Source organism: Chryseotalea sp. WA131a (assembly GCA_025370075.1).
In the GTDB taxonomy this organism is placed as follows: domain Bacteria; phylum Bacteroidota; class Bacteroidia; order Cytophagales; family Cyclobacteriaceae; genus ELB16-189.
Genome location: CP073016.1, coordinates 1,735,633 through 1,753,701, shown reverse-complemented (window position 1 = coordinate 1,753,701; position 18,069 = coordinate 1,735,633). Strand labels below are relative to the sequence as shown.

Sequence of the window (18,069 nt, the reverse complement as noted above, 5' to 3'; positions counted from 1 at the left end):
CGGCAAGCGAAGCGGGTTGATGTTGTCCTACTAGGATTCGAACCTAGAAAAGCAGAATCAAAATCTGCTGTGTTACCATTACACCATAGGACAAGATGCCTTTAAAAAAGGTCTGCAAAGGTAGAATTAATTTTGAAAAGCGAAAACCTAAATTGTAAGGTTTGTGAAGAAAATTCAAGGGTTTACCCTTCTCTAGGGCATTTCGGTTTCTTTGGGCACGGTGCCCTCCACAAATCCTTCGGCCCAAAAACGGTACTTATCCAAGATGGAAATCACTGCATTGCGCAAGTGACGCTGATTGTTGAAATCAATACTTCCGTAATAGGTGGTAGCATAGCCCTGCCAAATAGATCGATTTTGTCTTCGATCATAAAATTGAATCAGCAACGTGCCACTTTTAAGATCTAGTTTTTTGGAGTTATAGTTAAGATCCGCTTGCTGACTTTTCACCCACTCTTCAATTTCGGGCTGGTTATAGCCGTTAAAGCGGAGGCTGTCTTGGTACATTTTAAAACCAATAATGAGGTGAGGGCGGTTGTCAGTTTGTTTGTAACCCAAAAAGCGCATGCGGTTGATAATGGATTTTTCGATTAATCCGTTGGTCATGGTAGAATCGGTTACACCTAATGGATGCATGATGGTGAAAGTTCTATATCGTTTGAAATTGCCCTTATAGCTATAATCGTATTCAACGGGCAGCTCTTTGTAACCTAAACAAGATGAAAGCAATGCAATTATAAGCACATAGAGTAAAGTTTTCTTCATGGCTTGAGGTTTAAGAAATGAAAGTTACCGTAAATTAGGGCGAAGTACAAAGTGTAACAATATTAAATTTCATGTCTACATTCTTTAGCAGAAACTTAACCTACCAGCAATCCGTGGGATCGCGATTCCACCTCTATAATAGCCTTTTTCTCAACCTCCCATTTCACCATGTGCTTCGTACAGGCACTTTGTTGCCCATCTTACAACAGCATTGTTCGGATGGGTTTGCCAAGGGATTATCGGCTCCCGATATCTTAAACGGGTTCTTTAAAGAGCAAACACCGAACGCAACACCCGAAGAACAGTTTGATTTGCTATTCAATATCATACAATACGTAGAGCGGCAGGTTGCCTTATTTGATTCGGTGGAAGATTCTTCCTTCGAACAAATCAATGACTTAAACGGAAAGGGTACTATACCCGCTTTGCTGCTACGGACAAAATACGAAAACAAAGCAGGGGCATTAAAGGCTAAACTTGAACAGTTTAGTTTACGTGTAGTGCTAACAGCGCACCCCACACAGTTTTATCCCGGCCATGTGCTGGGCATTCTCACCGATTTAGAGATAGCTATCCGTGCCAACGATTTTGGATTGATTGACCAACTGTTGCAACAACTAGGTAAAACGGGTTTCATCAACCAACAAAAACCAACTCCGTATGACGAAGCGCTTAGTTTGTGTTGGTACTTGGAAAATGTTTTTTACAAAGCCATTCCACAAATCGTGCAGTCGCTTGTCAGTGGGTTGGATATGAATCTTTCGGAGTGGAACAACAACCGATTAATTGTAATCGGATTTTGGCCAGGGGGCGACCGCGATGGAAATCCATTTGTTACTACCGAGATTACTTTGAAAGTGGCGGCTCGCCTACGCGAATCAATTTTGAAATGCTATTACCAAGATGCTCGTTTGCTGCGGAGAAGGTTAACCTTTCAAGGCATTCATCCCCTCATTATTTCCATTGAGCAAAAGATTTACAACCTGGTTTTTAAAAAGGAAGTAACCTATCAATCGGCCCAAGAATTGATTGAAGAATTGCAAAAGGCTCGTGTTATTTTGTTATCGGAGCACAACGGTTTGTTTTTAGAACTGTTGGATAGTTTTTTGTTGAAAGTGAGAATGTTTGGGTTTTATTTTGCTGCCCTGGATATTCGGCAAGACAGTCGCAAGCACGATGCCGTGTGGATGGAGATTTTGAAAACACTCCATCAAAAGAAGCAGAGCGTTTCGTGGGAAGAATTTGAAAAATTCACCAAGCCAGAGCAAATCAATTATCTGCTATCTTTAAAAACGAACCTCATCTTTTTGGATTTTGAAGATGCCTTGGTAAACGAAACCATTCAAAGTATTTTGGCAATTGCCAAAATTCAAAAAGAGAATGGCCCGGCTGGGTGCCACCGCTATGTCATTAGCAATTGCCAGAGTGCGCTGCATATTATTGAAGTGTATGTGCTGGCCAAATTGTTGATTGGCACCGAGCAGGCATTACAACTCGACATTGTTCCGCTCTTTGAAACGATTGATGATTTAGCGCACTGTTCCAGCATCATGGAAGAATTGTATTCCATTCCGGAATACCGCCAGCATCTTGAGTTCAGGAAAAATCACCAAACGATTATGCTTGGCTTTTCTGACGGAACTAAAGACGGTGGATACCTACGTGCGAATTGGTCTATTTTCAGAGCGAAAGAAAGTCTTACCAATGTTTCTAGAGCATTTGGTTTGAAGGCATTGTTCTTTGATGGAAGAGGAGGCCCTCCCGCACGTGGTGGTGGCAACACGCATGATTTTTATGCTTCGCTGGGTGAAAGTATCGAACAGGAGGAAGTGCAAGTGACTGTGCAAGGCCAAACCATCAGCTCTAATTTTGGCAAGCCTGGGTCGTGCCAATACAATTTAGAGCAGTTGATTTCTGCTGGTGTGGAAGGAGAGGTGTTTGGGAAAAATATTTCTATGAGCGATTCTGAAAAAAGTTTATTGGACGAGTTGGCTGCGCAAGCCCATCGTGCTTACTTGGATTTGCGCCTTCACGAAAAATTTGTTCCGTATTTGGAGAAGGTTACCCCGCTTTCGTTTTTTGGTGATACCAACATCGGCTCGCGTCCCGTGAAAAGGAGTGGAGGTAGCGGATTGAAGTTTGTAGATTTACGAGCCATTCCGTTTGTAGGCTCGTGGGCGATGATGAAGCAAAATATTCCTGGATTTTATGGGGTGGGTAGTGCGTTGAAAGCATTGCAGAAAAGGTCAAATGAAGTAAAAGAGCTGTATCAAAACTCTCTCTTTTTTCGAACCCTGTTGGGTAATAGCATGATGTCGTTGACGAAAACCAATTACCAAGCAACCACGTACCTGGCCAACGATGCCGAGTTTGGTGCCTTTTGGAAAAAGATGTATGCAGAGTACGAGCTTTCAAAGGAAGAGACGTTGGAAATTTCCGGCCTGAGCGAACTGATGGGCAACAATCCCAACATCCGGCAATCGGTGTATTTGCGTGAGCAGATAGTGTTGCCACTGATTGCGATTCAGCAAGCCTCGTTGATGAACTTGCGCAATTTAACAGATGATAAAAAGGCTTATGAACTTCGTTACCGTAAATTGATTATTCGAAGCATGTTTGGGATTATCAATGCAGCGAGGAATTCGGCTTGAGTTGGTAAGTATTGGTTAGTGATCAGTAATTGGTATCTGGTAAACTTAAAACAAGTGGACTTAAAGGCATTTCAACAGAAAGCAAAAAATCAGTCGAGTGAGAATAAAGCCTTTTTACAAAAGCTGAAAAAGAAAAACCCACGCGAAGTGGATAATGCCTTTCATAACCTTCACGAAGAAGTATTTAATGAAATAGATTGCCTTACCTGTGCCAACTGCTGTAAAACTACGAGCCCTATTTTTTATCAAACTGATATTGAACGGGTGGCCAAAGCCCTGCGCATGAAGCCGGGCGATTTTATCGTGAAATATTTGCACATCGATGAAGACAAGGACTATGTTTTGAAATCTTCACCTTGTCCATTTTTAGATCGTGAAAACTATTGCTCCGTCTATTCCGATAGGCCCAAGGCTTGTAGAGAATATCCACACACCAACCGGAAAAAAATGGTGCAGATTATGGACTTAACCTACAAAAATACATTGGTGTGCCCAGCGGTGTTGGAAATGGTGGAGCAGATGAAGGAAAACATCAAATAAAAAAAGACCGCCCAATCTCTAGAGCAGTCTTTTCAAAAAAAATTATCGAATAACTAAGCCACCTGCGCTTGCAGCTTGTTCGCCAAAACCGACTTCGGCACAGCGCCTACTTGCTTATCTACAATTTGGCCATTTTTGAAAACCAACAAAGTAGGGATCGAGCGTACTCCAAAACGTGCTGTGATGTTTGGGTTTTCGTCAACGTTTAACTTTGCCACTACGGCCTTGCCATCATATTCATTTGCAAGTTCCTCTACTGCCGGGCCAATCATTTTACAAGGGCCGCACCACTCTGCCCAAAAATCAACTAAAACAGGTTTATCACTTTTTAAGGTTTCGTCAAAGGTTGCATCGGTTAGTTCTAAGGTTTTTCCCATTTTCTTAAGAGTTTAAATTTATTCTTATCCAAAACAAAGTTGTCAATTGTCAACTGGTTCCAAAACTTCCAACACAAAGGTAGATGAAATTGTTCCAACTTCAGTTTTTGTTATCGTATTTGTTGGCATATCCGTCAGCCAGCGTACTTCTAGTTTGTCGGTTACCACGCCCACCTCAGCTAAACGCTTTAACTCTTTGATTAATTCATTGGTTGGCTTGATTCGTACTGATCGCGCCAAAAGTTCAGTTTGCAGCGCATCTTGACTTTTCAAATACATGCGCAAGCCTGCTTGGCCAGCATTTTTCTTGACTAGTTTTTCTAGGCTCTCCATAAATTGACTATCGATTGTTTCTACCTCTGCCCGAATGGCTAAACCGCTTACGCGCTTGTTGGCCAGTTCATTCAGCAAATCAATGTTTCGGATTTTAAATTCCAGGTTTTGTTCTCCCCAACTCTTGCGCAGAATATTTCCTTCAATAAACAGAAACAAACCGGGCATCAAAAAAGATTTGAACTTAAGATAGTCATCGCTCCATAGCACCACCTCCGCTTTACCACTATAATCTTCAATAAATAATTTACCAAATGGCCTTCCGGTTTTGGTCATGCGATGCTCCACTGAGGCAACAATGCCACCCAGTTTGCATTCCTTCCCTTCTTTGCCATCCAGGTCTGCCAATTCGGTAACACCCATATTACAAAAGGTGTCGATTTCAAATTTGAAATTATCGAGTGGATGCCCAGAGATATAAACACCCACTACTTCTTTTTCAAAATGTAGTTTTTCGATTTCGCTAAATGGTTCAATGTTATCCACTTTTGGCGGAGGCATTTGCGTGCCCGTGGAGTTACCAAACAAACTGGCTTGCGCACTTTGCGACTCTTGCTGCATTTTAGCAGAATACTTAATCACTTTTTCTGTCAATGAGCTATCACCTTCTTTGGCTGCAATATATTGCCTGCGATGGTAAGCGGTAAAACAATCAAACGCTCCCGACAAGGCGAGGCATTCAAATGTTTTTTTATTGACCGAGCGATTACTTAAACGCTTAGCAAAATCAAAGATATCAGAAAACGCACCGTGTGCATCACGTTCGGCAATGATGGCCTCCACCGCAGCATCGCCTGCCCCTTTTATAGCGCCTAATCCAAAACGGATTTTTCCTTCTTTGTTTACTTCAAAATATACCCCCGATTCATTTACATGCGGCCCCAGCACCTCAATACTTTGCTTGCGGCATTCTTCAATAAAATACGTAACACTGTCCAAGTTGCTTTGTGAATGCGTCAGCACGGCCGCCATGTATTCTGCGGGATAATTTGCTTTTAAATACGCGGTATGGTATGCCACCAACGAATAACACGTAGAGTGCGATTTGTTGAAAGCATATTGCGCAAAGGCCTCCCAGTCTTTCCAGATTTTTTCAGCGATGGGTTCATCGTGGTTGTTTTTCTTGCAACCTTCAATGAACTTGCTTTTCATTTTGTCGAGCACATCTTTTTGCTTTTTACCCATCGCCTTACGCAACACATCGGCATCTCCCTTGCTAAAGTTGGCGAGCTTTTGCGAAAGCAACATCACTTGCTCTTGATACACGGTAATGCCGTACGTGTCTTTCAAATACTCTTCCATCTCGGGCAAATCGTACTTGATGGCCTCGCGACCATTTTTACGCGCAATGAAATTGGGAATGTACTCCATTGGCCCTGGGCGGTACAATGCGTTCATCGCGATGAGATCTTCAAATTTGTCGGGCTTCAATCCACGCAGGTAGCTTTGCATGCCATCCGATTCGAATTGGAAGGTGCCCGTGGTTTCGCCTCGCTGATAGAGTTGGTAGGTTTTTGAATCATTAAGTGGAATCTTATCAATATCGATATCAATTCCTTTTCTCTTCTTGATATTTTTGAGAGCTGTGGTGATAATGGTTAGGGTGGTCAACCCTAAGAAGTCCATCTTCAACAACCCCGCATTTTCAACCACGCTGTTGTCGAACTGCGTCACCAACATGTCCGAATCTTTCGCAGTGGATACCGGAACAAACTTGGTCAAATCATCAGGTGTGATGATGACACCGCACGCATGAGTTCCCGTGTTTCGAAGTGAACCTTCCAGCACCACAGCCTGGTTGAGTACTTGTGCCTTCAAGTCGGTTCCCTTTTTTACATCGGCCAATTCTTTCACATCTTTAAAGGCATCGGCCAATGAAGTGCCCGGCCGCTCGGGAACAAGCTTCGCTAAATTATTTGCTTCGGCCAGCGGCAACTCCATCACACGGGCGCAATCACGGATGGAAGATTTGGCGGCCATGGTGCCATAGGTGATAATCTGTGCTACTTGGTTGTGGCCATATTTTTCAATCACGTACTTTAACACCTTATCACGACCCTCATCATCAAAGTCAATATCAATATCGGGAAGTGAAACGCGGTCAGGATTTAAGAAACGCTCGAAAAGCAAATTATACGCAATGGGGTCTACATTGGTAATGCCCGTGCAAAACGCCACTGCAGAACCAGCAGCCGAGCCACGGCCGGGGCCAACCGATACACCCATCTCACGCGCTTTGCCTGTAAAATCTTGGACAATCAAAAAATAGCCTGGGTATCCCGTTTTTTTGATGGTCTCCAATTCAAAGTCGAGTCGTTCTCGTATTTCGTTGGTGAGTTCGGGATATCTCTTTTTTGCACCTTCGTAGGTAAGGTGGCGTAAATAGTCATCTTCTGTAGCAAACTCGTGGGGTATGGTGAATTTGGGAAGTAATACATTCCGCTTCAATTCATATTTTTCAATTTTATCTATAATTTCTTGAATGGTGTCTATCGATTCGGGCAAATCGCGGAAGAGCAGTTTCATTTCATCTTGCGATTTGAAATAAAATTGATTGTTGGGCAAGCCATAGCGCCTGCCCCTGCCCGAGCCGATGGGTGTTGATTGAAACTCACCTTCTTTGATGCACAATAAAACATCGTGCGCGTTCGATTGCTCTTTTTCTAAGTAGTAGCACTCATTGGCAGCAAAATATTTCACCTTATGTTTTTCAGCAAACCGTAGCAAGGTTTCGTTCACCCGGTTTTCTTCGGGCATGCCGTGTCGGTTTAGCTCCACATAGAAATCGTCACCCAGCAACTGATGCCACCATTTGAAAACATCCTCGGCTTGACGCTCTCCCACATTCAAAATCAAATAAGGGATTTCGCTTGAAAGGCTACCTGTAGTTGCAATAATGCCTTCTTTGTGTTGGGTAATCAGTTCTTTATCAATGCGCGGATAAATCCCATAAAGGCCCTCGATAAAACCTAGCGAACTAAGCTTCGCTAAATTTTGATATCCTACTTTATTCTTGGCCAACAATAGCTGTGTATGGCGTTTGTCCGGATTGTCTTTGGTGAATTTGTTTTTTTTTCGCTCTTCCGATATGTAAAATTCACAGCCTACAATGGGTTTGATGTTGTGCTTAAGCGCTTCACTAACAAATTTGAAGGCACCATACATATTGCCAAAATCAGTAAGGGCAACAGTTTCCATGTTTTCTGCTTTCGCTTTTGCGATAAGCTCGGCCACATCGGGCACGGCTTGCAAAACCGAGTATTGTGAATGCACATGGAGATGATAAAACGGTTTTTGGCTTATCTCTTTTTCTGAGCCCTCGCCATATTCTACACCTTTTATCTTTTCGCGTTTGGTAGAATTACCCGCTTCCAAATTGGGTGCTTCGTACTCAATCTCTTCTACGGGCGTGGAATCAAATGGACTCACCACTTTTTTCCGGAGTAATCCAAAAAAAGATTTGGCAGTCGCCTCTACATCATACGATGCATCATGCGCATCGCCAAAGCCCGTTCCAAACAATTTTTGATAGAGTTCTTCCAGTCTTGGCATTTTCATTTTGCCACCTATGCCTCCGGGCAATTGACAAAACTCAATTGATGATAATCCAGTATCCACCCGCTGTAGCCCCAAAAACATTGCTGGGTCTAGTTGCTGTCGCAGCAACTCAGCACCAATAATATTGATATCGAACTCAATGTTGTGGCCAACCAACTGTTTGGTCTTTTCTAAGTCTTGACTAAAAATGGTGAGTATCTTGTGCAAGTCTTGACCTTCTTTCAGGGCGCGTGCAGTTGAAATGCCGTGAACTTGCTCTGCTTTAAAAGGGATATCGAAGCCCTTTGGCTTTATAATGTAGTTGTGTTGCGAAAGCAACTTGCCCTTGTTATCGTGTAGTTGCCACGCAATTTGCACCAATCTTGGCCAGTTTTCGAAGTCAGTTAATGGTGCAGTCTTATTTCTAGGAATTCCTGTGGTTTCCGAATCAAAAATCAAATACATGCGGGTGCAATGAGTGGTTGCAAGGGTAAAAGTAAGCGTTAAAGGACACTTTTCAATATACCCAAATTGGGATTAAATTTTGATTTAGAGAAATTTGTCCAGTATTGATTTTTTATAAAATATTGATAACCATTAATAACCATTAATATGCTAGTTTGGATATCATCTTGAGTAGTTAATGCAAAAAAACTTTTAACTACATATGGGGTTTTAGAACAAGGCAGTACGATTTAGAAAAGAGAATGGTTTCTGCTGGTGATGGTTGTTCGAACTGCTCAAATGATAGTTGATAAGTGTTGGGGATAATCCTGTCTAGGGTTGTTTGGTTTTGACAGAAGCATCGGACTGAAAAGTCCGATGCTTTATTTGGTCGATACCAAGATCTTAAGAGACCTTCATCAAGTAAGAGAATTGACTCTTCGTCTTTAAATTCACAAATAAAGTTGACTATCATTAAATTGTCCACCTTAAAAATCTTAACATTATAATTTCGAGATTGGTAAAGTGCTTTTCTTTTTTGTAATTCTTTCTATTCTTTTTTTGCTCGTGTATGCTTACTGAAGGGGCTAAGAATTTTATCAATATGATAAGAGCCCAGATATAAAGAACGTAGCATATCTGACTTACTGCTATGAAAATTACTTTCCTTCAAAGAATATAACTATCAAAACCTTACTCGGTTTTGTACTCACTAGGGCTGCTTAAAAGATTACTCTACCTCAAGAATGGGCAAGTACTTCACTTTCGGCTTCTTCCACAGCCACCGTTCCGTTGGCTTCTAATCCGATCAGTTTTACTTTTTTGATCTCGTTTATCAATAATGGATCGTAGTGGGCAGATACGCGCACGTAGTTTTCAGTAAAGCCATGGATTTTGCCGTCTTCCACATCATTCTCGAAAAGAACATCAAATAACTGACCGATGTTTTGCTCATAAAAGGCCCTGCGCTTTTTGTCTGAAAGAATATGGAGCATCTTAGAACGTTCGGCCCGCTCTTTGGATGGCACGGCATTGGGCATATCGGCTGCCAGTGTATTTTCCCTTTCGGAATAGGTGAACACGTGCAAGTAGGAGATATCCAATTCGCTCAGAAATTGATAGGTCTCTAAAAAATCTTCTTTGGTTTCACCCGGAAAGCCTACGATTACATCTACACCAATGCAGCACTGCGGCATCAGCGATTTAATTTTATGCACCCGCTCTATATATAACTCGCGCTGGTAGCGTCTGCGCATCAGTTTGAGAATTTTATTGGATCCTGATTGAAGGGGAATGTGAAAATGGGGAACAAATTTTTTTGATTGAGAAACAAACTCAATGATTTCATCCGTTAGCAAATTTGGCTCGATAGAAGAGATGCGGAAACGCTCGATGCCTTCTACTTTATCAAGCGCCTGTATCAAGCCGAAAAATCGCTCTTTGCGGACGCCATTTTGCAAACCAAAGTCTCCGGTGTTTACACCTGTCAGAACAATTTCCTTTACATCGGTAGCAGCAATTTTTTTGGCAGTAGCTACAATGTTTTCAATACTGTCGCTACGGCTGGATCCACGTGCCAACGGGATGGTACAAAACGAACAAGAATAATCGCAGCCGTCTTGTACTTTCAAGAAAGTGCGGGTGCGATCTTGCATCGAGTAGGAGGTATTGAATACATCGGCCTTGTCAATTTCAGAAGCCAGCACCGTGGTTTGTTGTGGTCGCACAAATCCTTCGAGTAATTCAACCAACCTAAATTTTTCGGCTGCCCCCAGCACGGCATCCACACCAGGAATTTCTGAAATCTCTTTTGGTTTAAGCTGTGCGTAGCAACCAATGATGGCTACGTATGCATTAGGAGAAATGGCACGCGCCTCGCGGACAACTTTGTGACACTTCTTGTCCGCATTTTCGGTTACGGAACACGTGTTAATAATGAAAATATCGGGCGTGTTGGTGAAGTCTACTTTCTGGTAACCCTTTTCTTCAAATTTGCGCGAAATGGTAGAGGTCTCAGAGTAATTGAGCTTGCAACCCAAGGTGTAAAACGCTACTTTTTTCATAACCGCGGGACAAAGATAGTGGATTCTGGATACTGGATGCTGGTTTTTAGTTTCTAGATTCTAGTAACAAGTATCTAGAATCCAGCATCCTATTTCCCCAGCATACTCAACTTGATCTTTGTCAACCAGCGTTTGGTATCCAATGGAAAATCCCCATTCATCATCCAATCGTAATAGGCGGGCTCATCTTTAAACACCGTTAGCACAGATTTGCCCTTGTGCTTTCCAAAATTGAATACGGCTTCGCCCTTAGTATTTTTAACCATGCGGCCGGCCAAGTCCACCAAATCAGCGGAAGAAAGTTGGCTCAATGATTCAACCGTGTTGGTTATATGTCCTATTTTTTTTCCGAGCGAGTCCGTAACGGGTTGATTATCGTACCGATCCACTTGAGCGAGCAATACATCTACGGTAGCTTGTGTATCTGCTTCTGCAGAATGCGCAGACTCTAGTTCACGGTTCAAATAAAATTTAACGGCTGCCGAAAGCGTTCGCTTTTCCATCAAGTGAAAAATACGCTGTGCATCGATCAATTTTTTGCGACTGTAATCAAACTCAACATCGGCACGCAAAAATTCTTCTACGAGCATGGGCATGTCAAACTTTAGAATATTGAAACCGGCCAAATCGCACCCTTCCATAAATTTCACGTACTCTTTGGCCACTTCTTTAAAAGTGGGCTTGTCCTTTACATCTTCGTTGGTGATGCCGTGGATATCGCTTGACTCTTTTGGAATGACAATGGTTGGGTTGATACGATTTGTTTTTCGCAACGTTTCGCCATTGGGCAGTAGTTTGATTACCGCAATTTCGATGATGCGATCTTGCGTAATGTTGATGCCCGTGGTTTCTAAATCGAAAACACAGAGTGGAATTTTAAGATTAAGTTTCAAGAAATTTTATTTTAAGAAAGACACTAAAAAAGTGAGACGCCATTACAACGATTTGATGTTTTCCACAGCTCTGTAAAACTGACCGCTCGATATGCCAATTTTTTTCAATATCGCTTTTGCCGCTGCCAATAATTCTAATGCTTCATTTCCCGTAAGGTGGATCGCAAATTTTTCATTCGTGCTACTAATCAAATACGTTTGCCCATTTTTTGTTTCATATGGAGTAATCTTGTACGGAATGGATTGCACATCCGCCCGTTCTTTGGCACCAATACTTTTTAAGGCGGCATCGATTTCAGGGTACATGACAATGCCGCCCTTTGGGGTTGCGTCTGCGAAGGTTTGTAAAGCGGGCAGTAAATCTTTGGCTTGGGGTGCGGTAAGCAAAGCAACATGGTGATGATAACCTAAAAGTGCTGCCGTGTTAGTGTCTTTTATCAAAACGATAGGGCATTCTACTTTGGCACTCGGTGTGCCATCCACTACCGCGTTGAAGTTCCGCTTGTTAAATTTTAATACTTCAACTATGATTTGAAAGAGAGTGCCACTTCTTTCTCCGGTCATTACAATGCGCTGCCGATCGATATTCTGTTGATAAACTTCTTGCGGACTAAGGGGCATAAATAAAAATATCAGCTAAGTAAATGAAAATGTTTAAGACGCCAAAGAAAAGAATTTTTATAGTTGGCTCTCTATCAACTCGATTTTCAACAGGCAGCAATTCTTCCTAATTAAGTGTTTATGGGTATTGCATAAATCGAAGTTCGCCTTGTTTCCATTTTACTTCATCCCAATCGCGGATCGTAGCAAAGTCAAGACATACCACCATGCATGGTACAAAATTGTTTACCTCTTGTATCGCAAGTTGTTGTGAAAAACGGCTGATGGCTGGGTTGTGGCCAATCATGGCTACATGGGTGAATTCATTTTCTACCGATTGAATGGTTTCCAATAAGGCATCTGGGCTAGCATGATAAATTGACGGCACTTTTTTGATTTTTTGAAGTGGCAATCGAAGCGATTCATTGATTTTTTGGGCAGTTTGCATGGTGCGAATGGCATCGCTGTGCAGAATGAGATCCACCTTACAATTATGATCGATTAGGTACTGACCAAGTGCCAAGGCATCTGCCTCTCCTGTTCTGGTTAGTTTTCGCTCTAAATCAACTTCCTGAGGTTGGGGATCGGCCGTTTCAGCATGCCGAATCAAGTAAAGTGTGCGGGGCATCAAAAAAAATATTTTACCTGTTAAACAAAATCACTAAACGAAGGTAGGTGCTTGATAATCATGTAAGAAGCGATTGCTAAAATAATTTATTGCCACACATGAATAAATCAATTTTAACGACTCTATCCACAAACAAAATTTGCGGTTTTAAAATTTTACAGATATTTGAGGCCTCATAAAGAGAAATCTTGCATGTCGAAGAACCTAGTTATTGTTGAGTCGCCATCGAAAATAAAAAAGATCGAAAGCTTTTTAGGCAAGGATTATAAAGTAGCCTCCAGCATGGGGCACATACGTGATTTAGCAAAAGGGAACAAAGCGATTGATGTTGAAAATGATTTTGAACCGGTCTATGAAGTTTCGGAAGACAAAAAGGACGTCATCAAAAACTTAAAGAGCTTAGCTAAAACCGCGCAAATGGTTTACCTCGCCACAGACGAGGACCGCGAAGGGGAAGCTATCTCTTGGCACTTGAAGGAAGTGCTAGACCTGAATGACAAGAAGACCCGCAGAATTGTGTTTACAGAAATCACCAAGAACGCAATTCTCAATGCAATTAAAGAACCACGCGGGATAGATATTAATTTAGTCAACGCCCAGCAAGCCAGAAGAGTGTTGGATCGGCTGGTGGGTTTTGAGTTATCGCCCATTCTGTGGAAAAAAATAAAGACAGGTTTATCAGCTGGCCGTGTACAATCGGTAGCGGTGAAATTGATTGTAGAGCGTGAGCGAGAGATTGAGAAGTTTGACACAAAATCTGCTTTTCGGGTTACAGCTACTTTTGATTTAGGCAAAGGAAAACAATTAAGTGCTGAGCTTCCCGAAAAATTTGCTTCGGAAAAGGAGGCATTGGATTTTCTGGAATCGTGCAAGAAGGCAAAGTTTAGCATAGGCGATTTGCAAAAGAAGCCTGCTAAAAAATCACCGGCACCTCCGTTCACTACTTCCACTATGCAACAAGAGGCGGGAAGAAAGATGGGCTTCTCTGTTTCGCAAACCATGCTGGTAGCTCAAAAATTATACGAAGCCGGGCATATTTCTTATATGCGTACCGACTCCGTTAACTTATCGACAGAAGCGGTCAATGGTGCAGTCAAACAAATTACTTCTGCCTATGGTAAAGAGTTTGTGCATACACGTGTTTACAAAGGCAAATCTGAAAATGCACAAGAGGCTCACGAGGCCATTCGCCCAACGGATTTCTCTTTGATGAGCCCAGACGCTGACAGAAATGGAAAGCGATTGTATGAATTGATTTGGAAGCGTGCAATCGCTTCTCAGATGGCCGATGCGGAATTAGAACGAACAACCGCTACGATTTCTATTTCTACCAACAAGAAAACACTTACAGCACAAGGAGAGGTGGTGAAGTTTGAAGGCTTTTTGAAAGTGTATTTGGAAGGCAAAGACGATGAAGAAGGGGAGGATGATGACAAAAAAGTATTGCCTCCATTAAAGGTAGGGCAAGATTTGGAATTGAATGAACTGTTGGCAACGCAAACATTTACGCGCCACCCAGCCCGCTATACCGAACCGAGTTTAGTGAAGCGGTTGGATGAATTGGGCATTGGCCGACCATCTACGTACGCACCGACCATTTCTACCGTGCAAAAGCGAGGTTACGTGGTGAAAGAATCGCGCGAAGGCGTGGAAAGAAAGTACGCGGTTCATCAGTTGAAGGCAAATAAGGTTGTATCGAAAACCGAAACCGAAATTACGGGTGCAGAAAGCAATAAACTATTCCCCACTAACATTGCTATGGTGGTGAATGATTTTTTGGTAGAGCACTTTCCGGAAATCACCAACTACTCTTTCACGGCAGAGATTGAGCAAGAGTTTGATGAAATCGCCAACGGAAATTTGAAGTGGCAAAAAATGATTGGTAAATTTTACAAGCCATTTCACAAAACCGTAACCAAAACAGAGTTGGTTGAACGATCTTCGGTTCAGAATAAAAACAAAGAGCTTGGTGTTGACCCTAAGAGTGGAAAGAATGTGTATGTGAAGCTCGGTAAATTTGGGGCCTATATTCAAGTGGGTGAAAACCCCGATGACACAGGAGGAGAAAAGCCAAAGTATGCTCCACTTCGCCCAGGTCAGTTTATTGAAAACATTACATTGGCCGATGCGCTGGAACTTTTAAAAATGCCGCGTGATTTAGGATTGTTTGAGGAGAAAACCGTGGTTGCCAACATTGGTCGGTTTGGCCCTTATGTTTTGCACGATAAGAAGTTTGTTTCAATTCCGAAAGGGGAGGACCCTTACATGATTACGCCTGAGCGTGCGATTGAATTGATTCACGCCAAACGCGAATCAGATGCCAACAAAACGATCAAGTTGTTTGATGAAAATCCGGATGTACAGATATTAAATGGACGATTCGGCCCATACATTAAAGCTGGAAAGAAGAACGTAAAAATCCCGAAAGGAAAAGAACCAGCCGAGTTGACATTGCAAGAATGCCTGACCTTAGCCGAAAATGCTCCCGAAAAAAAGGGAAGATTTTTTAGGAAGAAGGCTGGCTAATTCGATTCGTTGATTAGCTAATTGCCGAATCATGAAATCAACGAATTGAGTTAATAATCGCCAAGTGTTTCTTCTAATTGTCCCAATGCTTTCGCTAACTCATCATCATTAGGTGCCACACCGTGCCACTTGTGCGAGCCCATCATGTAATCTACGCCAAAGCCCATTTCTGTTTTCATGATGTTGAGCACGGGCTTGCCTTTATGCGCCAGCGATTTGGCAAGTGATATGCTGCTCAGTACTTCTTCCATTGCATTGCCATTGGACTCAAGCACCGTCCATCCAAAAGATTCCCATTTTGCTTTTAGGTTGAGAAGGGAGTTTATCTTATCTACAGGGCCATCAATCTGTTGGCCGTTGTAGTCAATGGTGGCAATCACATTGTCGATTTTGTTATGTGCGGCATACATGGCCGCTTCCCATACTTGCCCTTCTTGTTGTTCGCCATCCCCCATTAAAACATAAATCAAATGATTGTCTTTGTTCAGTTTTTTTGCTTGCGCTGCTCCAATTGCTACCGATAAACCTTGCCCCAAAGAACCTGATGCTACGCGGATGCCGGGTAAATGTTCGTGCGTGGCAGGATGCCCCTGCAAGCGTGAATTCAAAAACCTAAAAGTTGAAAGTTCTTTTACATCAAAATAGCCAGCCCTAGCCAGTGTAGAGTACCAAACGGGTGAAATGTGTCCGTTGGAGAGAAAGAATAAATCCTCACCGTTTCCATCCATTGAGAACTTGGTAGTGTGTTGTAGGTGATGAAAATACAAGGCCACAAAGTAATCTGCACAGCCTAGTGAGCCACCGGGGTGGCCGCTTTGGCACGCATGCACCATTCGAACGATGTCTCTTCGTATTTGGCTAGCTAGTCCTTTAAGTTTTTGTAAATCGGGTTGGCTCATAATTTAAAAGTTGGCGCGAAGATATTTTATTTGGGGAAATACTCACTAGTCTGCTTTTTAAATCTTAGTATAAAAATCAATACCCTACGGCTGTGTCATCGCCACGGTTATAGTCGGCTGCACCTTCCAATTTTCCGTTGGGCAAAACTAAAATTGCATTTACTCGCCCAAAGCCAGTGCCTTTTATGTAAGCGAATTTATGCCCCATGCCTGCCAAGGTCAAACTATCTTTTTCAGTCAAAGCACCTTTTTCGGGTAAGATGGCGTCTGGCAACCATTGCGAATGAATTCGTTTTGAATTGACTGCTTCTTGCATGGTCATTTGGTGTTCCAGCACATTTACAATCGTTTGGAACACGGCCGTAATAATTTTTGTGCCACCGGGTGAGCCCACTACCATTAATAACTTTCCGTCTTTCTCTACGATGGTTGGGGTCATGGCACTGAGCATTCTCTTATTGGGCTCAATTTTATTTGCCTCTGCGCCAACGGCACCGTACATATTGGGCACTCCCGGCTTCACACTGAAGTCGTCCATTTCGTTGTTCATGAAGAATCCGGATCCATCTACCACCACAAAAGACCCAAACCATCCGTTTAACGTAGTGGTTACTGCCACTGCATTTCCTTGAGTATCCACAATCGAAAAATGTGTAGTTTCTTCAGATTCATAGCCAGGAATTTTTCCTGCTTTCACATCTGAACTAAGTGTTGCTTTTTTAGGACTGAACGTACTCATCCGATCCATTACATACTGATCGTCTAACATTTGGTTTATTGGAACTTTAAAAAAATCAGGATCGCCTAAGAAAGTTGCTCGGTCGGCAAAAACCCTGCGCTCGGCTTCAACCATTAAATGCGTAACCTTTACGGAATTTACTCCCCACTCTTTAATTGGATAAGGTTCGATTGATTTTAGAAGCTGAAGCAAACAGATGCCGCCACTTGAGGAAGGGGGCATGGAAATGATTTTGTATTCTTTGTAGTTGGCCACAATCGGTTCACGCCAAGTAGATTTATAATTTTTGAGATCCTCTAGTGTAATGAGGCCTTTTCCTCTTCTCATTTCGGCCACTACGTCTTCGGCTGTTTTGCCTTCGTAAAAACCAGCGCGGCCATTGTCGCGAATTCGTTCTAATGTAGAAGACAGATCCAGCCATTTAATAGAATCACCTTTCACCCATTTGTCTTTCAGCAACCACGAGGGTGCTTGGGTGTTGTACTTTGCTAACTTTTCTTTGGCTTGGTTAAACCAATTGGCTTCGCGATCGGTAAGGGTGAATCCATTTCGCGCCAAGTCAATCGCGGGTTGCACCAATTCCTTCCACGGAAGGGAGCCATATTTTTGGTGTGCTTCTACCATGCCGTCAACTGATCCCGGCACACCGGAGGCCAAATGTCCCAGCGTGCTCAGATCCGGAATTACGTTGCCTTCTTTGTCGAGGTACATGTTAGTTGATGCCGCGGCAGGTGCTTTCTCGCGAAAGTCGAGCGTGGCAACCGAACCATCCTTCAACCGGATCACCATAAAACCACCACCCCCAATATTGCCGGCTGCGGGGAAAACTACTGCCAATGCAAACTGTGTAGCAATGGCTGCATCAACGGCATTGCCTCCATTTCTTATGATCTGGCTGCCTACTTGCGATGCCAATGGATGTGCGGAAACAACCATGGCTGAATCGGCAATAAGCCCTGTAATGCGTTCTGGTTTTTTATTGTTAGGTTGGCAACAAAAGAGTAACGCTGCCATTGATAGTAAAATGAGGCGATTCATAGAATAGGTTTTGGGTTTTAGAACTTAAATGTATTA

At 42.7% G+C, this 18,069-nt stretch carries 12 protein-coding genes and 1 tRNA gene; 3 read left to right on the top strand and 10 right to left on the bottom strand.

The genetic code is table 11. The features are described from left to right. Nucleotides 1-22: 22 nt before the first annotated feature. Together KA713_07830 and KA713_07825 are read right to left on the bottom strand one after the other, a co-directional pair. Nucleotides 23-93 (bottom strand) — tRNA-Gln (locus KA713_07830). A gap of 99 nt (nt 94-192) precedes the next feature. Continuing rightward, nucleotides 193-765, bottom strand: a complete 573-nt coding sequence (locus KA713_07825) for a DUF4136 domain-containing protein (GenBank protein UXE68472.1) — start codon at nt 763-765, stop codon at nt 193-195. 71 nt (nt 766-836) lie between these two features. On the opposite strand from KA713_07825, the gene KA713_07820 reads away from it, so the two are divergent. Then, nucleotides 837-3,416, top strand: a complete 2,580-nt coding sequence (locus tag KA713_07820) for a phosphoenolpyruvate carboxylase (GenBank protein ID UXE68471.1) — start codon at nt 837-839, stop codon at nt 3,414-3,416. 54 nt (nt 3,417-3,470) lie between these two features. After that, entirely contained in the window at nt 3,471-3,956 is a 486-nt protein-coding gene (locus KA713_07815) for a YkgJ family cysteine cluster protein (protein UXE68470.1), read from the top strand. Between the two features lie 53 nt (nt 3,957-4,009). On the opposite strand, the gene trxA is transcribed toward KA713_07815, so the two are convergent. From trxA to KA713_07785, 6 genes are all read right to left on the bottom strand, one after another. After that, the gene (gene trxA, locus KA713_07810) at nt 4,010-4,333 is read right to left on the bottom strand and encodes a thioredoxin (GenBank protein ID UXE68469.1); all 324 of its coding nucleotides are present in this window, start codon (nt 4,331-4,333) and stop codon (nt 4,010-4,012) included. A gap of 42 nt (nt 4,334-4,375) precedes the next feature. Further along, complete coding sequence (dnaE, locus tag KA713_07805; GenBank protein ID UXE68468.1) at nt 4,376-8,668, bottom strand: DNA polymerase III subunit alpha; 4,293 nt, start codon at nt 8,666-8,668, stop codon at nt 4,376-4,378. A gap of 719 nt (nt 8,669-9,387) precedes the next feature. Further along, a complete protein-coding gene (mtaB, locus tag KA713_07800) occupies nt 9,388-10,710 on the bottom strand; it encodes a tRNA (N(6)-L-threonylcarbamoyladenosine(37)-C(2))-methylthiotransferase MtaB (GenBank protein ID UXE68467.1) in 1,323 nt (440 codons plus the stop codon). A gap of 89 nt (nt 10,711-10,799) precedes the next feature. Next, complete coding sequence (locus KA713_07795) at nt 10,800-11,603, bottom strand: 3'-5' exonuclease (protein UXE68466.1); 804 nt, start codon at nt 11,601-11,603, stop codon at nt 10,800-10,802. Between the two features lie 42 nt (nt 11,604-11,645). Beyond that, entirely contained in the window at nt 11,646-12,224 is a 579-nt protein-coding gene (locus KA713_07790; GenBank protein UXE68465.1) for a hypothetical protein, read from the bottom strand. A gap of 118 nt (nt 12,225-12,342) precedes the next feature. After that, nucleotides 12,343-12,831 (bottom strand): histidine phosphatase family protein, encoded by a 489-nt coding sequence (locus KA713_07785; protein ID UXE68464.1) that lies wholly within the window; start codon nt 12,829-12,831, stop codon nt 12,343-12,345. A gap of 192 nt (nt 12,832-13,023) precedes the next feature. Between KA713_07785 and topA the strand changes: the two genes are divergently transcribed. Then, nucleotides 13,024-15,357 (top strand): type I DNA topoisomerase, encoded by a 2,334-nt coding sequence (topA, locus tag KA713_07780; protein ID UXE68463.1) that lies wholly within the window; start codon nt 13,024-13,026, stop codon nt 15,355-15,357. Between the two features lie 50 nt (nt 15,358-15,407). Here the strand turns inward: topA and KA713_07775 are convergent, their stop codons facing one another. After that, a complete protein-coding gene (locus tag KA713_07775) occupies nt 15,408-16,256 on the bottom strand; it encodes a transketolase (GenBank protein ID UXE68462.1) in 849 nt (282 codons plus the stop codon). 76 nt (nt 16,257-16,332) lie between these two features. Next, nucleotides 16,333-18,033 carry a gamma-glutamyltransferase gene (ggt, locus tag KA713_07770; GenBank protein UXE68461.1) on the bottom strand — a complete coding sequence of 567 codons (1,701 nt, stop codon included), beginning with the start codon at nt 18,031-18,033 and terminating at the stop codon, nt 16,333-16,335. Between the last annotated feature and the right edge of the window lie 36 nt (nt 18,034-18,069).

Bases quoted from the DNA above. Each gene is read 5' to 3' on its own strand.
- KA713_07825 (UXE68472.1), bottom strand. From the start codon at position 765: ATGAAGAAAACTTTACTCTATGTGCTTATAATTGCATTGCTTTCATCT.
- KA713_07820 (UXE68471.1), top strand. From the start codon at position 837: ATGTCTACATTCTTTAGCAGAAACTTAACCTACCAGCAATCCGTGGGA.
- trxA (UXE68469.1), bottom strand. From the start codon at position 4,333: ATGGGAAAAACCTTAGAACTAACCGATGCAACCTTTGACGAAACCTTA.
- dnaE (UXE68468.1), bottom strand. From the start codon at position 8,668: ATGTATTTGATTTTTGATTCGGAAACCACAGGAATTCCTAGAAATAAG.
- mtaB (UXE68467.1), bottom strand. From the start codon at position 10,710: ATGAAAAAAGTAGCGTTTTACACCTTGGGTTGCAAGCTCAATTACTCT.
- KA713_07790 (UXE68465.1), bottom strand. From the start codon at position 12,224: ATGCCCCTTAGTCCGCAAGAAGTTTATCAACAGAATATCGATCGGCAG.
- KA713_07785 (UXE68464.1), bottom strand. From the start codon at position 12,831: ATGCCCCGCACACTTTACTTGATTCGGCATGCTGAAACGGCCGATCCC.
- topA (UXE68463.1), top strand. From the start codon at position 13,024: ATGTCGAAGAACCTAGTTATTGTTGAGTCGCCATCGAAAATAAAAAAG.
- KA713_07775 (UXE68462.1), bottom strand. From the start codon at position 16,256: ATGAGCCAACCCGATTTACAAAAACTTAAAGGACTAGCTAGCCAAATA.
- ggt (UXE68461.1), bottom strand. From the start codon at position 18,033: ATGAATCGCCTCATTTTACTATCAATGGCAGCGTTACTCTTTTGTTGC.